The sequence below is a fragment of the Aeromonas sp. S2(2024) genome, from assembly GCF_041402505.1.
GTDB classification, from domain to species: Bacteria; Pseudomonadota; Gammaproteobacteria; order Enterobacterales; family Aeromonadaceae; genus Aeromonas; species Aeromonas media.
Map to the genome: position 1 here is coordinate 119,420 of NZ_JBGLRL010000010.1, position 20,502 is coordinate 139,921.

The following is a 20,502-nucleotide window of genomic DNA, read 5'->3' on the forward strand; positions in this document are numbered from 1 at the left end:
TAGTCAACATGAATCGTCTCGTCGTTCTGGGCAGTGTCAATGCAGACCATGTGCTGCGCGTTCCCCACTTTCCTCGCCCGGGTGAAACCCTGACCGGTCACAGCTATCAGGTGGTGCCCGGCGGCAAGGGGGCCAATCAGGCGGTGGCCGCCGCTCGCCTCGGTGCTGCCGTCTCCTTTATCGCCCGCATCGGCGACGACGCCATCGGCCGCCAGATGAAGGCGGGCTTCGCCAACGATGGCATCGACGTGAGCGCAGTGGCGCAGGACGAGCACCTCCCCACCGGCATCGCCATCATCTATGTGAGTGACGAGGGGGAGAACAGCATCGGCATCTCCGCCGAGGCCAACGGCGCCCTCACTCCTGCCGTGGTGAAATGCCACGAAGCCTTGATTGCGGACGCCCACACCCTGCTACTGCAACTGGAAGTACCGCTGGAGAGCGTCTTAGAGGCTGCCCGTCTGGCCCGCACCCACGGCACCCGGGTGGTACTCAATCCGGCGCCCGCCCGGCCGCTATCGGCCGAGCTGTTGGCGCTGGTGGATCTCATCACCCCCAACCAGACCGAAGCCGAGCTGCTGACCGGGGTCAAGGTGAGTGACGAGGCGAGTGCGGCACAGGCGGCCGCCCGCTTCCACCAGATGGGCATTGGGGAGGTGATGATCACCCTGGGCTCTCAGGGCGTTTATTGCAGCAACGGCCGACAACAGGCGCTCATTCCAGGCTTTCGAGTCGAGGCGGTGGACACCACGGCCGCCGGAGATACCTTCAACGGCGCCCTGCTGGCGGCGGAGCTGGCTGGCGCTGACTTCCATGAGGCGGTGCGCTTCGCCCACGGAGCGGCGGCGCTTTCCGTCACCCGGTTCGGCGCCCAAAGCTCCATTCCGAGCAAGCAGGAGGTCGACACCTTCCTGCAGGCACAAGCGGCGCAGGGGCACTGATGGCCAATATCAAGGAGGTGGCGGCGCGAGCGGGCGTCTCCACCACCACCGTCTCTCACGTCATCAACGAGACCCGCTTCGTGGCCGAGGAGACCCGGGAGCGGGTCTTCAGTGCCATGCGCGATCTCAACTACGCCCCCAGCCTGGTGGCCCGCAGCCTCAAGGTGAAGGAGACCAACAGCATCGGCATGCTGGTCACCACCTCCAGCAACCCCTTCTTCGCCGAGGTGGTGCGCGGGGTGGAGCGCTACTGCTTCGAGCAGGGCTACAACCTGATGCTGGGCAACACCGAGGGGCAGGCCGAGACGGCCCTCTCCTACCTGAAAATGATGTTGCGCAAACGGGTCGACGGTCTGCTCATCATGTGCAGCGAAGGACAGCAGGAGGTGTTCAACCAGCTCGACTGGCTCAAGAGCCTGCCGGTGGTGGTGATGGACTGGGGCATGGAGAGCAAGGAGGTGGATCTCATCGCCGACAACTCCCATCGCGGCGGCTATCTCGCCACCCGCCATCTCCTTTCACTCGGTCATACCGACATAGGCTGCATCACCGGGCCCCACCGCCGCGCCCCAGCCAACCAGCGCCTGGCTGGCTTCGAGCAGGCCATGCAGGAGGCCGGACGGGCCATCAATCCGGCCTGGATCCAGGAGGGGGATTTCGACTGCGCCAGCGGCTTTGCCGCCATGACCCGCCTGCTTGCCCTGCCTGCACGCCCCACCGCCCTCTTCGTCTGCAATGACATGATGGCGATGGGGGTCATCAGTGCCGCCCATCGAGCCGGGCTCGTCATACCGCGGGATCTCTCCCTCGTCGGGTATGACAACGTGGCACTGGCCGAGTTTATGTCCCCCTCGCTGACCACGGTCAATCAACCGAAAGAGGAGCTGGGTCGCCTCGCCGTCACACGCTTGCTGGCGCGGATCAACGGTGAACGGATAGATAATCGCATGATCACCGTGGACCCAGATCTGGTGATCAGAGACTCCTGCGCCCCCTTCCCGCCCCCCGCGGCCCTCCACCCGCAGTGATTTGCTCAAAACGACAAGGGCGGCCTCGGGCCGCCCTTGTCGTTTTTCTTCATCGCCACCGAGTCAACAAGGCTCCCGCTGTCTCCTCATCTCCCCTTCTTGCTCTTCTGCCGAGCGACCCAGACGCAACAGCCCCAATTGCCGCGCCAGGGGCTGCAACAAGACATCGTGATCCGAGGGGTCGGGCAGCCAGTAGCGCACCGGCCAGCCCGCGCGCAACAGTGCGGGGGCGCGACTGCCCAGCTCACGCAATGCCAGTACGCAGCCGCGCTGGCTGACTTTTTCCAGCAGGGCGGCATCCTCCGTCAGGGTCGGCAGCGCCAGGATGAGCACTTTCTCTTCCAAGGGGGGCAGGTAGGCCAGGACATGAGCCAGCTGAGACTGCTGATGGAGCACCAGCAGCAACGGCTGCTGATGCTCGACGTCCGTCAGCAATCGGGCCACCACTTGTCCCAGCACACCGCGCTCCTGCATCCAGTCCATGTCGCACCCCTGCTGTCCCACCCGCCAGCGCAGGCTGATGTTCAGCACCCGCTGCCCCCGCTCATCCTCCAGGGTCTGTGATATCGTCTCCAGCGGCGAGGGTGCCATCCCTGCCAACCACTCCCGCAACTGATGCAGCTGACGCTGACTCATGCTCAGGGAGGCCTTCATCGCCGGCTGGAACCAGATCAGGGTCGCATTGTCCCGCTTGGCCTGATTCAGTGCCAGTATGGCCTGCTCCAGCAGCTGATCCGCGTCCTCCCCTTCCATAGCCCTGGCTACCCCGAAACGACAGGCAAGATCGAAGCTGCTCTCCCGGGTCACGAACTCGAACTGCAACAGGCTCACCATGGTATCCATCTGGGATTCGAGGCCGGGCTGCTCGCCGGCCAGGACCACCGCAAATTCGTCCCCCCCCAGCCGGTAAGCCCGACCAGGATAGGCTTGCCGCAGCCGGGCGGAGACCGCCTGCAGCAGGCGATCGCCGACCTGGTAACCGAGCAGATCATTGACCTGCTTGAACCGTTTCAGATCCAGCACCACCAGGGCCTGGGCATGATTGCGTTGCAGGGATTGTCTGAGCTGTCCCTGCAAGGCGCGGCGATTGCCAAGCCGGGTCATGGGGTCGAGCAGGGAGAGGCGGCGATTCTGCAGATTGGTGCGGATCAGGGCAAACACCAGCACGCCCCCCATCACCAGCAGGATCAATTGCCAGATCTGGATCCAGAACAGGCTCTGGCGCAGTTGATTGAGCGAGGCTTCCCGCTCCTGCCCGGAGAGAATATGATCCCCTATCTGCTCCACCTGGCGGGTCAGTGCTGCAATCCGGGCCTGCGAACGGACAAGGGCCTCGCCCTCTTGCAGCTTACCGGCCTGCATCTGGGGTTCGAGTGCCTTGACCTCCTCAAACAACCTGGCCAACACGCTTCCCAATCCATGACGAGTGCGCGCATCGGCGGTTTCGCTGCTGACCAGAAACACATCCAGCCGATTCCACAGCAGATCGTAATCCAGGCTCAGGGTCTCCATCTCGAGGGCTCCCGCCCGATAGAGGCGCAAATCGTAAAGGAAACGCTGGGATTCCAGCATGACCTGGCTGATGTTCCAGTGGGTGTTGCGATAGAACATATCGACCAGTTGCTCGTGCCGATTCTGCAGCAACAGCCCCCAGACGGAAGAAAAGAGAAACAGCAGAGAGATGGCCGCGAGCAGCAGATTGTGGCGCTGTCGACGAGTCACGGGATGACCTCGATGCGCACCAGTTGCCACACCATGTAGCTGTGGATGGAGGAGACATCGAGTTCAGGATATTCCGAGAAGGGCATCAGCAGCCAGACTGGCCCCTTGTTGCGACGGGTCAACGGCTTGTCATCCTGATAGCGCACCAGAGTCAGCGGCACCTGGGCAAACCGGGCAAGATTGAACTGTTGTTGATAGTCATTGAGGCCGGTCACCCGGACTTGAGTGACATCCTTGAGCCCCTGAGCCACCAGCATCGCCTTCAGGGTCGGGCCACGATAACGGTGAACCCCGACGGTCCAGGGGGTCGCCGTCTCGAACTCTGTCTGCGGCAAGGCGGCCAGTGTCGCCTCATCCAGAGGGATCTCCCGCTTGTCTGGCAGGATCAGCAGCAACAGAGGTGAGGAAGCGGCGGCCTGAGTGCTGAACGTTGTCAGCACCAGCAGAAGAAAAACGGTCCCACGCTTGAAAATGTCCATATACCTTGCGCCAGCTGCGTCCTCTATTTTACGGGTCAGTGTGGCGGCTTCATTGAGCCAATGCAACTATGTTGTGACTCAATAGGCTATGGTCCACGCATCTCCATCCAGTTATGACCGTCGATCTGTTTGGGCTGGTGTATGCCGCAACTTTGCAACAATTCGTCCACGAAAGCCGGCACCAGCAGGGAGGCAGGGCCATAGCGCTTCTCGTCAAACTGGCTGCCAACCTCGCTCGGCTCCAGGTTGAGCTCGACCGTGTGAGCACCGTTGAGGCCCGCCTCATGCACAAACCCCGCCGCTGGATAGACGGCACCCGAGGTGCCGATGGAGATGAAGAGATCGCATTGCGCCAGCGCCGAGTAGATGCGATCCAGTCCGAGTGGCATCTCGCCAAACCAGACCACATGAGGCCGCAGCGGCTGGGGCAACTGGCAGCAGGAGCAGAGCTCCTCCTGATGAAGCTCCCCGCGCCACTCGATCACCTGCCCGGAAAACGGGCAACGGGCCTTGAGCAGCTCTCCGTGCATGTGAATGAGGTTCTTGCTGCCGGCGCTCTCGTGCAGGTTGTCGATGTTCTGGGTGACCAGGGTCACGCGACCCGGCAGCAGGCGCTCGAGGCGTGCGAGGGCATAATGGGCGGGATTGGGGTGGATCTCGACTCGTTGCAACTGATGGCGCCGTGCGTTGTAAAAGCGTTGCACCAGCTCAGGATCCCGTGCGTAGCCCTCCGGGGTGGCCACGTCTTCCACCCTGTGCTCCTCCCACAGGCCGTCGCTGGCCCGAAAGGTCTTGATACCGGATTCGGCCGAGATGCCGGCGCCGGTGAGGATCACGATATGTTTGGCTGACTGCACCATGGTTGATTTCCTCCAACGGGTGACAGGCTGACCTTAGCACAGCAGGTCGGCCCGGCACATTCGCCCTTGGTCTTATGCATGTCGGGGCATCAGGGTATCGAGGACGCTCAAGTCCAGCCGGACAAACACCATCTCCCGGCCCGTCACCAGGGTGAGCGGGAGCCCCAACCCCTTCAGCAGGGCCAGCATGGGACGATTCTGTCCGAGCACCTCAGCGGTCCACTCGCGGATCCCCTCCCCGCGCGCCAGCAGGGCCAGCGCCAGCAAGAGGCGGCGCCCGGCGCCCCGATGCTGAAAATGATCCGCAACAATACAGGAGAACTCAGCCCTGTCGGGATGCAGGCGCCGTCGGATGGACTGGGCCATGGCCAGCGGCCGCCCCTGTTCGTCGGTGAGCAGCAGCCCTATCTGGGGCGCTCTGGGATAGTCGAGAAAGAAGGCGAGCTGCTCGGCGGTGACTGGCTGTTTGGCGCGCATGAAACGCAGGTAGACACTCTGTTCGCTCAGCGCCTCATAGGCCGCCTTCAAGCGTTCGGGATCGGACCCTGCCAGCTCCTGCAACCGGCAGGGGATGCCGCCCACGTCCATCATCAAGGGCAAGGATGCCCGTGAGCCGGGATGCACCCAACCCGCCAGGGCCCGGTGCAGGCGCGCCTCATCGGGAGGCCAGCAAAGATAGCGCGGCACGGGCTACCAGCGCCCCGCCATGCCGCGATCCTGCCACTGGGCGGCATCCTGCAGGTTGAAGGGATCGTCGAGATAGAGAGCCATGCCCAGTTCGCGGGCCCGCTGGATGAAACGGGCCAGCAGGGAGTCCGCAGCCATGGCCTCCAGCTCCGGCAACAGATGCTGCCCCAGCAGCAGGCTCTGGAGCGGCAATCGCTCCAGTTGATCGAAAGGCAGATGCTGGGCACTGTCGAGCAGCAGGGCGAGCCTGGCCCCCGCCAGACTCGCCTGCAACACCAGGGCGAAGCGATCCGCCTGGCTCAGCAGGTGATCCCGCCGGTGGATGACCAGGGTCAGCTCGCTCGCCTGCCGGCCATGCTGCTCCAGCCATGCCTTGAGGGGCTCCCAGTGCGGGGGCAGGCTGCTCACGGCCAGCCAGACCGGCAGAGGGCAAGAGGCCGCATCCGCCAGCAAACCAAGCTGACCCCGCGCCTCTCCCTGCCAGCTGCGAATGGTACGCTTCAAGCCACCCAGTCTGCGTTGACGCTGCGGCCCCAGATAGAGCGTCTTGAGCAGACGCAGCAGATCGTCGCTCTGCAGCGGTTTGGCCAGCGCGGCCAGCACGTTGAAGCCGGCGTCGTGCAGCAGGCGTCTGGCCCCGTCAATCAGGGTCTGATCGTGGGCGGACAGCAATATGATGGGCAAACGACGGTACTGGGGGTGGTTCATCAAGAGACTGATGGCATCTTGCTCCGCCAGACTGAGATCGCAGACCAGCAGTCCCACGTCCCCCTCTTCCAGCACCTGCAGGCAGCCCTCGCCGTCCTGCACCCAGTGGCAGGGCAGTCCAAGCGCCTGGATCTCCTGCTGGATGCAGGCTCCCTGGAAGGGATGATCCTCGAGCAGCAGGATCTGGAGCTGGGCGAGCCACTCCCGCCACCCCTGCTCCCGAGCCTCCACCCCCTCAAGCCAGGGATCCGACAGGCGATAAATCCCCACCCCTGGGGTCTGCAGCCGCGGCAGATAGTCGGCTCCCGCATGGGAGGCGGGATCGAACAGGGCGATGGCCCCGGCGGCGAACAACCCTTCCCACTGCCAGCTCGCGTCGGGTCGGGTACGGTGCAGGCTGGCATAGGCCGGCAAGCCTGCTTCCTTTGCCGCCCGGTGTGAGACAGCGTCCAGAGCATAGACGCTGACGGGGTGAAATACGGGTTCCTGGCTGACATCAGACTCCAGCAACGCCAATAACTCTTCATCTGTGATGATCATCTCATGCTCTCTCGCCCAGTTGCCGGCAGACTTCTTCCACGGCCTGCTTCAATTCTTCCACCAGGGGTTGCCCGGGGGCTCGCTGCCAGCGTTCGATCACCTGAACCAAGGCGGCGGCCCCCACCATTTTGGCGGCCCCCTTCATCTTGTGTAAAGCCGTATTGAGGGCGCCTTCATCCCCTGCCGTGACGCACCCCTCAATGTCGGCCAGATCCTGGCGAGCCGACACCAGGTAGAGATTGATGAGTGCCGGATTGAGCAGGGTCGTCATGGGTGTGGCATTGACGGCCGCCTCCTCCGCCAGAGGCACACTGCTGCGACCCGAGACGGTGCGCAGCAAGGTGGCCAGCTCCTTCAACAGGACGGGTTTGTCCAGATGGCCCTGGCAACCACAATCGGCCAAACGTTGCGCCGCCTGCTCGCTGAGATCGGCGGTGATCACATAGACGGGCAACTGCTGCCAGCGCGCCGAAGCCCGCAACTGCCGGCACAGCTCGGCACCGTCCATCACCGGCATCTGCAGGTCGGTCAGCACCAGATCCACCGATTCCGATTGCAGGATGTCCAGCGCCAGACGGCCATTGGCGGCGCTCAATACCCGGGCTCCCAGCTGACTCAGCTGCATGCTGATCAACACCCGGTTCACCTCGTGATCTTCCACCAAGAGGACACGCATACCGGCTCCCGGCAGATCCGCGACCTCCCCGCCCCCCTGAACCAACCTGGGTTGCAGCAGGCTCACCACAGAGCCCGGGATCCAGGGCTCTCCCTGCCAGGACCAGGCACTCAACCCCTGCTCATCCAGGGTGACGGCAAGAACGGGCGCCATCGCCTCCTCGGTCACGCCAAACTCGGCGAGCCAGGCCCGCATGTATGCCAGCGCCTCGGGGGGGAGCTGCAGAGAAATCTGTTTGAACCTTGGCTGCCAGGGCGCCTTCTCCTGCACCTGCCTGAGTGGCCAGGCGCAAATGAAGCGGCTGCCGCCGGTGGCCACCGGCTCGAACCGGATGTTCCCTCCCATCTGCTCCATCAACTGACGACAGATGGCCAGCCCGAGACCAGTACCCTGGGCCCTGAGCTGTCCCAGCTCCTCCCCCTGCTCGAAGGGCAGGAACAGCCGAGGCAACAACTCGGCACTGATGCCGGGCCCCTCGTCATCTACCCCGCACCAGATCGACTCCCCGTGCCGGCGGGCCCACAGCACCACCTCGCCCCGCTCGCTGAACTTGATGGCGTTGGAGAGCAGGTTGTGCAGCACCTGCTGCACCCGGTGAGGGTCCAGCGCCATCAGGGCGGGCAGCGTCGGGTCCAGGTTGAGACGCAGTTGCAGACGTTTGGAACGCGCCTTGGACCAGTGCACCGCCGCCACATGCTCGCACAGCTCCACCAGATCGGTCGGCTGCAGGGAGAGCCGCAGCTGGCGACTCTCGTTGCGGCTGAAGTCGAGCACGTCGTTGAGCAGCCCGAGCAATTCGTTGCCCGCCTGCCTGACGTGCGCCAGCACCGAGGCCTGCTCCGCAGAGAGCTCGGTCTGATCCAGCCATTCCAGCAGACCCAGGATGGCGTTCATGGGGGTGCGGATCTCGTGGCTCACGGCGGCGAGGAAGCGCCCCTTGGCGAGCACGGCCTGCTGGGCCTGCTCGTGGGAGAGTTGCAGGGAGTGCTCCTGCTCGACCCGGTTGGTCACATCCTGCACCACCCCAAAGACACGCCACCCCTCCCCCTGCCGGCGCCCTCTGCCGGAGAACTGCAGCCAGCGCGTGCCCTTGCCCGGATGCTGGTAGCGCAGCAGCTGGGAGAAGGGGCGCCCGGCCTGCAACATGGCCAGCATGGGAGCCCGCATCTCCCGCCTGTCCTGGTGCGAGATGCGGGTGAGCGCCTCGTTGGGATTGAGGCGGATCTGCTGACTGGCCAGCCCCAGCAGCTCATGGCTGCCGCGACTGACAAACTCCACCCGGGTGATGGCCCCTCCGAGCAGGGTGAACTGCAGCACCACTCCGGGCACCGTATTGGTGAGGGCCCGCAGGCGGCGCTCCGCCTGGCGCAGCAAGCGGGTGCGCTCGCGCAAGGCGCTGATGTCGGACAGGGCGATGAGGTCCCCGGCGGGCGCCTGGGGTCCCAGGCGCAGCGGGATCTGGGCATAGGAGTAAACCTGATCTCGCAAGGCGATCTCCCCTTCAGCCCCTTGCAACTGGGGAGACGGCAGGACGAGATCGGTGGCGTAACGCGCCTCCATCCGTTTGGCCCGCTTGTTGCGCTTGATCACCTCCCCCTTGTCATTGCGCAAAAACACGGGAACGGGCAACGCCTGGAACAGGGACTCCCTGAACTTGCTCTCCAGCGCCAACGCCTGCTCGGCCTTATGACGCTCGCGCGCCTCCTGGGCCAGCTGCTGACGGGAGCGCCAGACTGACCAGATCACTGCCGCGCTGATCAAGAGCGCCAACAGGACAGAGCCAAGCCAGAATCCGTAACTGACCCCCTCTTGCTGGTTCAGGACGAGGCGCCGCCAACGTTGTACCAGCTCGCTCACCTGCCTGTCGTTAATCGTCATCAGGCTCTGCTCCAGCACCCCGGCGAGCCTTGGCTGATCCCGCCTGATGGCAAAGCCGAGGCCAAACACCTCCGGCAGCTCCGTGATGCTCAGCTCACTCAGCTGGTTGTTGCGCAGCGGATATTGCAGTTGATAGAGCTCGGCAAGCATGGCATCGGCCTCACCGCTCTGCACCGCAGCCAACCCTTGCTGCAGGTTGTCGGTCACCGCCCAGTCGTGTTGCCCGAACCGGGCCAGCAGGCTGGTGTCGTAGAGCATACGAGGCACGACCACCTTGCCCTTGACCTCGGCAAGGGCTTGATAAGCCCCCCGCTTGCGGCTGACCAGTGCATAGCGACTGGTTGCCACCGCACGGGTGAACTCGAACTCCTCGTGCAGGGTCGGAGACTCCAGCAGACCGGCCATCATGGCGGCCTCACCGCTGCGCAACCTGGCCAGCGCCTCCTCCTTGCTTGTCACGGGGATGAGCTCGAAATTCAGCCCCGTCTGGCGGCTCACTTCCCGCAGCACATCGCCGCTCCAGCCGACGAGCTCACCCTGCTGATTGACGCCGCTATAGGGCATGAAGCCGGGATCCGCCACCAGCTTGATGGTGCGCGCGCTACCGACCAGCCAGGCCTGCTCCTTGTCGGTGAAGTGCAAGGGATTGATGTCCTGCTCGCTCTGGGGCAGATAGCGCCCCAGATCCCGGTAGAGGTTACCCGGTGGCAGGAAGCGGATCGCCGTGTCTATCAGCTCGTGCAATTGCGGCCTGTCGCCCATCATCAGCCGGTAGCTGATCACCAGATCGTCGCTGCGCAACCGCCGCAGGCGCAGCCCCTCATCCGGAAACTCCCGCATCAGATAGCGCAGTTGCAGATAGTCGCCGAGGTAGGCGCTGCCTCTGCCCGCCACCAGAGCCCCATACCAGTTCTCCGCATCCGTCAGGCGCAACTGGGAGGAGTGGGGATAGAGCCGCTGCAGGGTCTCCTCTGCCTGCCAGATGGGCGAGACCAGGAAGGTCGCCTGCTCAAGCTCCCCCCGATAAAGGATGGCGGACTCCGCCTCCAGCATGGCACGGCTCAAGGCCGTACCGGGCAGGGTCTCCCTGGCAGGTCCCACATGGGGGATGAGATCGCACTGCCCACGCTGCAAGCCCTGCAGAGTTGCCGTCCAGTTTGGCAATTTTTCGAAGCGCAGCGGCACCGGCAGTTGCAGGGCCAGTCGTTTCATCTGATCGATGAGCAACCCCCCCTGCTCCTCCAGATAGGGAGGACGCTGCAGGACCGGGTAACAGAAAGTCAGCTCGGTGAGCGTATCGGCATACGCCTGGGTCTCGGCTGACAGAGGGAGCATGGCGGCACGCAGCGGCAGAGCCAGCAGCGCACCGAGCAGAAATAGGGTCTTTATCATAGAAACGCAAAAGCCAGGCATCTGCCTGGCTTTTTATCACTCGTTGGGTTCAACATTTTCTACCCTGGCCTTGAGCTTCTGGCCAGGCCGGAAGGTCACCACACGACGGGCGCTGATGGGAATATCCTCACCCGTCTTTGGGTTACGTCCAGGACGCTGGTTCTTCTCACGAAGATCAAAGTTACCGAAGCCTGAAATTTTGACTTGTTCACCGCGCTCGAGCGCCTGTCTGATTTCCTCAAAGAAGGCTTCCACCATGTCTTTGGCTTCACGCTTGCTCATCCCGAGCTGGGTGAACAGGTGCTCTGCAATGTCGGCTTTGGTAAGCGCCATAGATCAATCCCTCAAGGATGCATTCAACTCTTCACCAAGGGCCCGCACGACATTGTCTACGGTCTCGGCAATCTCTTTCTCCTCCAGGGTGCGCTGGGTGTCTTGCAACACTAGACTGATGGCCAGGCTCTTCTTGTCCTCTGCCATACCAGCACCCTGGTATACGTCGAACAAGTTTATTCCAACTAACTGATTTCCGCCAACTTTTTTAATTACTGCCAGTACGTCGCCTGCCAGAACTTGACGATCTACCACCACGGCGATATCACGACGGTTGGCCGGGAAGCGGGATACTTCGGCTGCAACCGGCACCTTGGCAGGGGTCAGCTTGTCCAGCTCCAGCTCGAACATCACGGCGCGGCTCTTGAGTCCCAGCTTCTTCTCGAGGCTAGGGTGGATCACGCCGATATGGCCGATGACGGCGCCATTGCGCAGGATAGCGGCACTCTGACCCGGGTGCAGGGCGCTGTGCTCGGTACGCTCGAAGCTGAAGGTGGCCCCTTCGGCGGTGAGATCCAATACCGCTTCCAGATCCCCTTTCAAATCAAAGAAGTCGCTGCCACGGCTCTTGACGTCCCAGTGCTCGTCGCTCTGGTTGCCGGTGATGATGCCGGCCAGCATGGGCTCCTGGCGGATGCCGTTTTCGGCGCTTTCGTCCTTGATGAAACGCAGGCCCTGCTCGAACAGACGCACACGACCCTGCTGGCGGTTCTGGTTGTAGACGACGGCCTGCACCAGACCCGGGAACAGAGACACGCGCATGGCGGACATCTCGACCGAGATGGGGTTCGGCAGCACGATGGCGTCGCTCTGGGGGAACAGGGTCTGCTGAGCCTTGGGATCCACGAAGCTGTAGGTGATCGCTTCCTGGAAACCGCGATCGACCAGCAGGTCGCGCACCCGCTTCAGGGTCACCTGCCCTTCTGCCTGCTCAACCATGGCCAGAGAGGCCGCCGGTTTCAGGTTCGGGATGTTGTTATAGCCGTAGATGCGGGCCACTTCCTCGATGAGGTCTTCCTCGATGGCGATGTCGAAACGCCAGGAGGGCGCCAGCGCGGTCCAACCGTCAGCATCCACTGTGACCTGCATGCCGAGACGGGTCAGGATCTCGACCACCTGTGCATCTGCCACGCTGATGCCGATCACCTTGTCGAGCTTGGCGCGACGCAGCTTGATGGGGGCAGACTTGGGTAGATGGGCATCGGATTTGACCTCGATGACCGGACCGGCTTCACCACCGCAGATATCCAGCAGCAGACGGGTAGCACGGTCCATCACCTTGGCCTGCAACTCGGGATCCACCCCGCGCTCGAAGCGGTGGGAGGAGTCGGTGTGCAGACCGTAAGCACGGGCACGGCCTGTGATGGAGAGCGGCGCGAAGAAGGCGCACTCCAGCAGGATGTCGGTGGTGGTCTCGGACACACCGGTGCGATCGCCGCCGAAGATGCCGGCCATGCAGGCAGGGCCTTGGGCGTCTGCGATAACGAGCGTGGTCTCTTTGAGCTTCACCTCGTTGCCATCGAGCAGAGTCATCGGCTCATCGCTACGGGCGCGGCGCACCACCAGTTCCCCTTCCAGCTTGGCCAGATCGAAGGCGTGCATCGGCTGACCGTATTCCAGCAGCAGGTAGTTGGTGATGTCGACGATGGCGTCGATGGAGCGGATACCGCCACGGCGCAGCTTCTCCTGCATCCAGAGCGGGCTCTGGGCGTGCAGGTTCAGCCCCTTGATGACGCGGCCCAGATAACGGGGGCAATCGGCGGTTGCTTCAACCCGGATCGGGAAGGTCGCATCAATAGTTGCAACAGCCGGCGCCCAGGTCGGCTCGACCACATCCACGCTGTTGAGCACGCCGATTTCGCGGGCAAGCCCCGCGATACCGAGGCAGTCGGCACGGTTCGGGGTCAGATCCACGTCGATGCTGACGTCGTTGAGTGCGAGGTATTCGCGAATATCGGTCCCGATGGGCGCATCAAGCGGCAGCTCGATGATGCCATCGGCTTCGACGTCGATACCCAGCTCGCTGAAGGAGCAGAGCATGCCGTGGGACGGCTGGCCACGCAGCTTGGCCTTCTTGATGGTGAAATCGCCCGGCAGGGTCGCCCCGACCTTGGCCACGCACACTTTCAGGCCGGCGCGGCAGTTCGGCGCGCCGCAGACGATGTCCAGCAGCTCGGCCTCGCCCACGTTGACCTTGGTCACCCGCAGCTTGTCGGCGTCCGGATGCTGGGCACACTCGACCACTTCACCCACGACCACATTGTTGAACTGGCCAGCCACCGCTTCCACGGCATCCACTTCCAGACCGGCCATGGTGATCTGCTCGGCCAGTGCGTTGTCACTCAACTCGGTGCGGACCCACTCCATCACCCAGGATTTACTGAATTTCATGTTCTCTCGCCCTTACTTGAACTGCTTGAGGAAGCGCAGGTCGTTTTCGAAGAAGGCACGCAGGTCATTGACCCCGTAGCGCAGCATGGTGAGGCGCTCAACGCCCATGCCGAAGGCAAAGCCGGAGTATTTTTCCGGATCGATGCCGACCGAACGCAGCACGTTCGGGTGCACCATGCCGCAGCCCAACACCTCCAGCCACTTGCCGTTCTTGCCCATCACGTCCACTTCGGCGCTCGGCTCGGTGAACGGGAAGTAGGAAGGACGGAAGCGAATGGTCAGGTCTTCCTCGAAGTAGTTGCGCAGGAAGTCGTGCAGGATGCCCTTCAGCTCGGTAAAGCTGGCATGCTCGTCGACCAGCAGGCCTTCGACCTGGTGGAACATCGGGGTGTGGGTCATGTCGTAGTCGTTACGATAGACACGGCCCGGCGCTATGATGCGGATCGGCGGCTGTTGCTGCTGCATGGTGCGGATCTGCACACCGGAGGTGTGGGTACGCAGCATCAGATCAGGATTGAAGTAGAAGGTATCGTGATCGGTACGCGCCGGATGATGAGCCGGAATGTTCAGCGCATCGAAGTTGTGGAAGCCATCTTCAATCTCGGGACCGCGCTCGACCTTGAAACCCATCTCGCCAAACAGGCGCTCGATGCGTTCAATGGTGCGGGTCACCGGGTGCAGGCCACCGTTCTCGATGCGACGACCCGGCAGGCTGATGTCGATGGTCTCGGCGGCCAGCTTCTGGTTCAGCACGGCAACTTCGAGGGCGTCACGACGCGCGTTCAAGGCATCTTGAACCAGCTGCTTGGCCTGGTTGATCACGGCGCCCGCGGCGGGACGCTCTTCAGCAGACAGAGCACCCAGTCCCTTCATCTGCTCGGTAAAAAAGCCCTTTTTACCCAGATATTTGACCCGGATTTCGTCGAGGGCGGCGATGTCGCTCACGCCCTCAATTTCGGCCTTGGCCTGGCCGACTACTTCTTCAAGCTGTTGCATGTCTTCCTCGTCACCACTCCCGAAACAGGAGCCTGTAGGCTAAATAAGGTCAAGAGGGGAATAATACAAAAAAAGCCCCTTCGCTGACCATAGTTACGGCGGGCTTTTCTCCCTATAAATCATTTTGTTATATCAAGCGAGTCTCAAGTCGTCCTTCTCACTCGCTTAAAATATTGAATATCTGTAGCAGTTTGTTGGCATATCAGACATTTTCACGTCAGCAACCACAGCTGATGCGCTGTGTGGCAAACAGGGTCGAATGTAAAAAACGGGCAACAAAAAAGGAGGCCTGAGCCTCCTTTTATCTTTCATAACAGAACCGGATTAAACCAGAGCTGCTTTGGCCTTTTCAACCAGGGCGGTGAAAGCCAGCTTGTCGTGAACGGCGATATCGGACAGGATCTTGCGATCGATCTCGATGGAAGCCTTCTTCAGACCGTCGATCAGACGGCTGTAGGACAGACCGTTCTGGCGGGCTGCAGCGTTGATACGCGCAATCCACAGCTGACGGAACTGACGCTTCTTCTGGCGACGGTCACGGTAGGCATACTGACCAGCTTTGGTTACCGCTTGTACCGCTACGCGGTAGACACGGGAACGGGCGCCGTAGTAACCCTTGGCGGCTTTCATTACTTTCTTGTGACGAGCGCGAGCAGTCACACCACGTTTAACTCTTGGCATTTTTCACATCCCCCTTATGCGTACGGCAGACAAGCGACAACACGTTTGTGGTCGGCAGCAGAAACCATGAACTTCGGCCCCAGCTTACGCTTACGCTTACTGCTCTTCTTGGTCAGGATGTGACGCAGGTGGTTGTGCTTGCACTTGAAGCGACCTGAGCCAGTCTTCTTGAAGCGCTTTGCAGCACCCCGGTTGGTTTTCATCTTCGGCATTTCATACTCCGCATTGTGAGTGACAACAAAATCGCAAGGCGAACCGACTCATGGGGCGAACCCATGAGTCAATTTCTTGTGGGCCTTAAGATTTCTTCTTGGGTGCGAGGACCATCACAGCTTGACGGCCTTCGACTTTCGGGAACGACTCGACTACGGCCAACTCTTCCAGATCGTTCTTGACTCGCTCCAGAACCTTGATACCAAGATCCTGGTGGGCCATTTCACGACCACGGAAGCGCAGGGTGACCTTCGCCTTGTCCCCGTCTTCCAGAAAGCGAACCAGGTTGCGTAGTTTTACCTGATAGTCGCCTTCGTCAGTGCCAGGACGGAATTTGATTTCCTTGACCTGGACGACTTTCTGCTTTTTCTTCTGTTCTTTGGTGGTCTTGCTCTTTTCGTAGAGGAATTTGCCGTAATCCATGATTCGGCAAACGGGCGGCTCAGCGTTAGGACTGATCTCGACCAGATCCACTCCGGCTTCAAGGGCCAAGTTCAGGGCATCCTGGATGGTGGTGATACCAATGGCCTCACCGTCCAAACCAGTCAGACGAACTTCTTTCAGACGGATCTCTTCATTGATCCGGTGAGCGCGGGCTTGCGGTTGCTTGCCCAGTTTTTTTCCGCCTTTTATAGCTTATTCCTCCACTTTCTTTTGTCCGCGGGTCTGAACTTCCTGGGTTAACAGAGCTATCAGCTCTTCAACAGGATAAGAACCCAGGTCAGCCCCTTTACGAGTCCGTACTGCAATCTTGCCGGCTTCTACTTCTTTATCGCCGCAGACCAGCATGAAAGGCACTCGCTTCAAAGTATGCTCGCGGATTTTAAAGCCAATCTTCTCATTTCTCAAGTCCGCTTTTGCGCGAAGGCCCGCATCATTCAATGCCTTGGCAACTTTCACCGCATAATCGGCCTGATTATCCGTGATATTCATGATCACGGCCTGAGTCGGTGCCAGCCAGGTCGGGAACAGTCCAGCGTATTCTTCGGTCAGGATACCGATGAAACGCTCAAGAGACCCGAGGATGGCCCGGTGGATCATCACGGGTACGTGACGTTCGTTGTCTTCGCCCACATAAGTGGCGCCAAGACGGCCCGGCAAGGCAAAATCGAGCTGCACGGTACCACACTGCCAGGCACGATCAAGACAATCGTGCAGGGTGAATTCGATCTTGGGACCGTAGAAAGCCCCCTCCCCCGGCTGCAGATCGTACTTCAGGCCGTTGAGCACCAGGGCTTCCGCCAGGGCGGCTTCCGCGCGATCCCAGGCTTCATCGGAACCGATGCGCTGTTCGGGACGAGTGGAGAGCTTGACCACGATGTTTTCGAAGCCAAAGGTGCCGTAGACGTCATAGACCATGCGAATGCAGGCCGACACCTCTTCCATGATCTGATCTTCGGTACAGAAGATGTGCGCGTCATCCTGGGTAAAGCCACGCACCCGCATCAGACCGTGCAGGGAGCCTGAGGGCTCGTTGCGGTGGCAGGAGCCGAACTCGGCCATGCGCAGGGGCAGGTCCCGGTAGGACTTCAGGCCCTGGTTGAAGATCTGCACGTGACCCGGGCAGTTCATCGGCTTGATGGCGTACTCGCGATTCTCGGACTGGGTGGTGAACATGGCCTGGGCATATTTTTCCCAGTGGCCGGAACGCTCCCACAGCACGCGATCCATCATGAAGGGGCCTTTCACCTCCTGATAATCGTACTCCTTGAGCTTGCCGCGGATGAAAGTTTCCAGCTCGCGGAAGATGGTCCAGCCATCGTTGTGCCAGAACACCATGCCGGGGGCTTCTTCCTGCATGTGGTACAGGTCGAGCTGCTTGCCAATCTTGCGGTGGTCGCGCTTGGCGGCCTCCTCGAGACGCTGCAGGTAGGCCTTGAGCTGCTTCTTGTCGGCCCAGGCGGTACCGTAGATGCGCTGCAGCATCTTGTTGTTGGAGTCGCCACGCCAGTAAGCACCGGACATCTTCTGCAGCTTGAAGTGGTGGCAGTGACGCATGTTCGGCACATGGGGGCCGCGGCACATGTCGACGTACTCTTCGTGATGATACAGACCGGGCTGATCATCGCGGGCGATGTTCTGATCCAGGATTTCGACCTTGTAGGTCTCGCCGCGGGCCTCGAACACATCGCGCGCCTCCTGCCAGGAGACCTTCTTCTTGACGACGTCGTAATCCTTGGCGGCCAGCGCCAGCATGCGCTCTTCAAGGGCAGCCAGATCTTCATCGGTCAGGGTGCGGTCGAGATCGACGTCGTAGTAGAAACCGTTGTCGATGACAGGACCGATGGCCATCTTGGTCTGGGGCCAGAGTTGCTTGATGGCATGACCCAACAGGTGAGCACAGGAGTGGCGCAGGATGTCCAGACCGTCTTCGTCTTTGGCGGTGATGATGGCTAGGGAGGCATCGGCTTCGATCAGCTCGCAAGCATCCACCAGTTCACCGTTCACACGGCCGGCAATGCACGCCTTGGCGAGGCCCGGACCTATGTCAGCGGCGACGTCCATGACGGAAACGGCGTGGGGAAATTGACGTTGGCTGCCGTCAGGCAGAGTAATGATTGGCATTCGGTGTTTCCTTATACAGTGGTGCCCCCTACCAAAGGGCACATGCAGGTTGGAGAAAACCTTTCATTTCAAGCAGTTCACTCCCGAGTTTCACCGTTCACAATACGGTTGGTACGCAGAAATGGTACACACCCTCTTGGGTGTGCAAGGCCATCAATGGACAGGTACAGCGGAGGATTGTATCAGACGTCACGACTCAGACAAGTTGCCTTGCCGATTTTGTATACCATGGAAAGTGGAAGCGAGGAGAGGCGTCAACAGAGGCACTGGAACGATGCACATGCGATGTGGGTCCCACCTCGCCCTCTGTGTGCTAGGGTTCCAGTGAGGCGTCTGCCTGAACAAGGAGAACATGATGTACACCTATGACATTTCGTTTCCGGAGCATGCGGAGAAGATTATCCACCCGGATCACCTGTTGACGACACACTGCCCCGTCCATCTCGGGGAGTTGGTGATCCTGAGCGATGGCAGCAAGCGCGAGGTATGCAGCATAGTGCACAGCGCCGATCGCAGCACCCTCTATGTCACCGACGTGACACCGGGCAAGATCACCGCCAGCCGCTGAGGGGTTAACCCTCCCCCAGCAGTGACTGGCCATTGAAATCGAAGGCGCTGCGACCCTCTTCGGCCAGCGCCAACTCCTGCAATACCGTCAACGCCAACTTGTTACCTTTTTGTGAGGCCTGATAGAGCCACTGCTTGGCCTCGGCCATGTCGACCCGACCGTTGGCCCCCATCAGATGGAGCACCCCCACTTTGAGCATGGCGGGCACGTCCCCGTTGCGGGCCGCCCGCTCCATCCAGTGAAAGGCGATACGCAGATCCCGTGGCACCCCTACCCCGCGCAGATAGAGCTCCGCCAGCCGGTACTGGCCAAATGCATCTCCCGCCTCGGCGGACTGGCGATAGAGGCGGATGGCCTGCACCAGATCCTGCTCGCTCCCCTGCCCCAGCTCATGGCTCCATCCCATCAGTGCCTGCGCCCTGGGCTGGCCCTGCTCGGCCAGCGGCTGCCAGATACCGGTCGCCTGCTCGAAGTGACCCACACGCCAGGCGCGGTTGGCCGCCGCCAGCTCCTGCTCGGTGGAGAGCGGGAGCTGACGCCAGGCGACCAGGGCAATGACGGCGATAAACAGCCAGCGGTAAGTGGTGGGGCTCATGATGATTTCCGTGATCTAGTTCGCATTTTGTCTATGTAAACGAAATGTAGCGACAGATCAAGCAGGAGATCCCGTTCTTTGACCGAGTGAAATAAGGGAAGAGTGGCCGGACTTGATGTTTGGCACTATCTCGAGCAAAATAACTGTATGTATAAACAGTATCCGGTGTGATGAGATGGCAGGACGAGGCAGCACCCACAATATCGAGCACCGTTTCAGCGGCCCACAGATCGATGTCGTCGACGATGGCTGGCAGGCCGTGGAATGGGAGGCGGCATTTCGTGCGTCCCAACCCCGAACCGAGGTGCGGGAGATCCAGGCCAAGAGCATCATCAGCCACAACCTCTCACCGGACGTCCCCTTCGGCCGCTCCATCAACCCCTATCAAGGTTGCGAACATGGCTGCATCTACTGCTACGCCAGACCCAGCCACGCCTATCTGGAGCTCTCCCCCGGCCTGGATTTCGAGACCCGGCTGTTTGCCAAGATGAACGCCGCCGCGCTGCTGCGCAGGGAGTTTGCCAAACCAACCTATCAGCCGCAGACCATAGTGCTCGGGGCCAATACCGATCCCTACCAACCCATAGAGCACCACTATCGTCTCACCCGCGCGCTGCTGGAGGTGATGCTGGCTCATCGCCATCCGGTGGGGATCATCACCAAGAGCGCCATGATATTGCGCGATCTCGATCTGCTGGCCGAGCTGGCCCGGGAGGGGCTCTGCCAGGTGATGGTGTCGGTCACCACCCTGAACGAGACACTGAGGCGACAGCTGGAGCCCCGCGCCAGCACGGGAGCGGGTCGGCTCAAGGTCATCGAGAGGCTGACACAGGCCGGGATACCTGTGGGAGTGCTGGCGGCCCCCATGATCCCACGGCTCAACGAGCCCGAGCTGGAGCAGATCATCAAGGGCGCCGTGGAGGCAGGCGCTGGCTGCGCCGACTATATCCTGCTGAGACTGCCCCACGAGCTGACCACCCTATTTTGCGACTGGCTGGAAGAGCACTACCCCGGCCAGAAGGAGGCCATCCTGAACCAGTTGCGGGCAAGCAGAGGGGGGGCGCTCAACAGCCCCGCCTTCGGGACTCGCATGCGCGGAGAGGGGCAATTCGCCGACTTGCTCGCCCAGCGCTTTCGGCTCATCAGCAAGCGGCTGCAGCTGGGCAAGCGCCATATCGCGCTCAACACCTCTGCCTTCATTCGCCCCAACGAGCAGCTGCGCCTGTTCTGATGACTGCGGTTATCGCAG

Annotated in this window: 18 protein-coding genes; 4 read left to right on the plus strand and 14 right to left on the minus strand. The window is 61.5% G+C overall.

The features are described from left to right. Positions 1–8: 8 nt before the first annotated feature. Together rbsK and ACB039_RS12465 are read left to right on the plus strand one after the other, a co-directional pair. Positions 9–941, plus strand: a complete 933-nt coding sequence (rbsK, locus tag ACB039_RS12460; protein WP_371165784.1) for a ribokinase — start codon at positions 9–11, stop codon at positions 939–941. Continuing rightward, on the plus strand, positions 941–1,969 hold the full coding sequence (locus ACB039_RS12465) for a substrate-binding domain-containing protein (RefSeq protein WP_171273833.1): 1,029 nt from the start codon (positions 941–943) through the stop codon (positions 1,967–1,969). Before rbsK ends, ACB039_RS12465 begins: the two co-directional genes overlap by 1 nt. A gap of 63 nt (positions 1,970–2,032) precedes the next feature. Here the strand turns inward: ACB039_RS12465 and ACB039_RS12470 are convergent, their stop codons facing one another. The 13 genes from ACB039_RS12470 to thrS all read right to left on the minus strand — a co-directional run bounded on the left by ACB039_RS12470 (position 2,033) and on the right by thrS (position 18,090). After that, positions 2,033–3,691, minus strand: coding sequence for a diguanylate cyclase domain-containing protein (locus ACB039_RS12470; protein WP_371165785.1), 1,659 nt, complete (start codon positions 3,689–3,691; stop codon positions 2,033–2,035). Further along, positions 3,688–4,170, minus strand: coding sequence for a hypothetical protein (locus ACB039_RS12475; RefSeq protein ID WP_005329679.1), 483 nt, complete (start codon positions 4,168–4,170; stop codon positions 3,688–3,690). Before ACB039_RS12475 ends, ACB039_RS12470 begins: the two co-directional genes overlap by 4 nt. An 86-nt stretch (positions 4,171–4,256) precedes the next feature. Continuing rightward, complete coding sequence (cobB, locus tag ACB039_RS12480; protein WP_371165786.1) at positions 4,257–5,030, minus strand: Sir2 family NAD+-dependent deacetylase; 774 nt, start codon at positions 5,028–5,030, stop codon at positions 4,257–4,259. A 72-nt stretch (positions 5,031–5,102) separates the two neighbouring features. Beyond that, positions 5,103–5,717: a GNAT family N-acetyltransferase gene (locus tag ACB039_RS12485; protein ID WP_041205810.1), complete on the minus strand. Its 615-nt coding sequence runs from the start codon at positions 5,715–5,717 to the stop codon at positions 5,103–5,105. 3 nt (positions 5,718–5,720) lie between these two features. Further along, positions 5,721–6,965, minus strand: a complete 1,245-nt coding sequence (locus ACB039_RS12490) for a response regulator (protein ID WP_371165787.1) — start codon at positions 6,963–6,965, stop codon at positions 5,721–5,723. A 1-nt stretch (position 6,966) separates the two neighbouring features. Then, complete coding sequence (locus ACB039_RS12495) at positions 6,967–10,893, minus strand: response regulator (protein WP_371165807.1); 3,927 nt, start codon at positions 10,891–10,893, stop codon at positions 6,967–6,969. A 54-nt stretch (positions 10,894–10,947) separates the two neighbouring features. Next, entirely contained in the window at positions 10,948–11,244 is a 297-nt protein-coding gene (ihfA, locus tag ACB039_RS12500; protein WP_005300715.1) for an integration host factor subunit alpha, read from the minus strand. A 3-nt stretch (positions 11,245–11,247) separates the two neighbouring features. Next, positions 11,248–13,635, minus strand: a complete 2,388-nt coding sequence (gene pheT, locus ACB039_RS12505) for a phenylalanine--tRNA ligase subunit beta (protein WP_043131787.1) — start codon at positions 13,633–13,635, stop codon at positions 11,248–11,250. A gap of 12 nt (positions 13,636–13,647) precedes the next feature. After that, positions 13,648–14,631: a phenylalanine--tRNA ligase subunit alpha gene (gene pheS / locus ACB039_RS12510; protein WP_005329694.1), complete on the minus strand. Its 984-nt coding sequence runs from the start codon at positions 14,629–14,631 to the stop codon at positions 13,648–13,650. A gap of 324 nt (positions 14,632–14,955) precedes the next feature. Further along, positions 14,956–15,312, minus strand: coding sequence for a 50S ribosomal protein L20 (rplT, locus tag ACB039_RS12515; protein WP_010674800.1), 357 nt, complete (start codon positions 15,310–15,312; stop codon positions 14,956–14,958). A gap of 14 nt (positions 15,313–15,326) precedes the next feature. Beyond that, a complete protein-coding gene (gene rpmI, locus ACB039_RS12520) occupies positions 15,327–15,524 on the minus strand; it encodes a 50S ribosomal protein L35 (protein ID WP_005315535.1) in 198 nt (65 codons plus the stop codon). A gap of 85 nt (positions 15,525–15,609) precedes the next feature. Beyond that, on the minus strand, positions 15,610–16,140 hold the full coding sequence (gene infC, locus ACB039_RS12525) for a translation initiation factor IF-3 (protein ID WP_205597183.1): 531 nt from the start codon (positions 16,138–16,140) through the stop codon (positions 15,610–15,612). A 21-nt stretch (positions 16,141–16,161) separates the two neighbouring features. Next, entirely contained in the window at positions 16,162–18,090 is a 1,929-nt protein-coding gene (gene thrS, locus ACB039_RS12530; RefSeq protein WP_371165788.1) for a threonine--tRNA ligase, read from the minus strand. Between the two features lie 355 nt (positions 18,091–18,445). Here thrS and ACB039_RS12535 point away from each other — a divergent pair, with 355 nt between their 5' ends. After that, positions 18,446–18,658 (plus strand): hypothetical protein, encoded by a 213-nt coding sequence (locus tag ACB039_RS12535; RefSeq protein WP_041205815.1) that lies wholly within the window; start codon positions 18,446–18,448, stop codon positions 18,656–18,658. A gap of 4 nt (positions 18,659–18,662) precedes the next feature. Here the strand turns inward: ACB039_RS12535 and ACB039_RS12540 are convergent, their stop codons facing one another. After that, the gene (locus ACB039_RS12540; RefSeq protein WP_042648224.1) at positions 18,663–19,253 is read right to left on the minus strand and encodes a tetratricopeptide repeat protein; all 591 of its coding nucleotides are present in this window, start codon (positions 19,251–19,253) and stop codon (positions 18,663–18,665) included. Between the two features lie 175 nt (positions 19,254–19,428). On the opposite strand from ACB039_RS12540, the gene ACB039_RS12545 reads away from it, so the two are divergent. Then, complete coding sequence (locus tag ACB039_RS12545) at positions 19,429–20,484, plus strand: PA0069 family radical SAM protein (RefSeq protein WP_371165789.1); 1,056 nt, start codon at positions 19,429–19,431, stop codon at positions 20,482–20,484. Positions 20,485–20,502 lie beyond the last annotated feature (18 nt).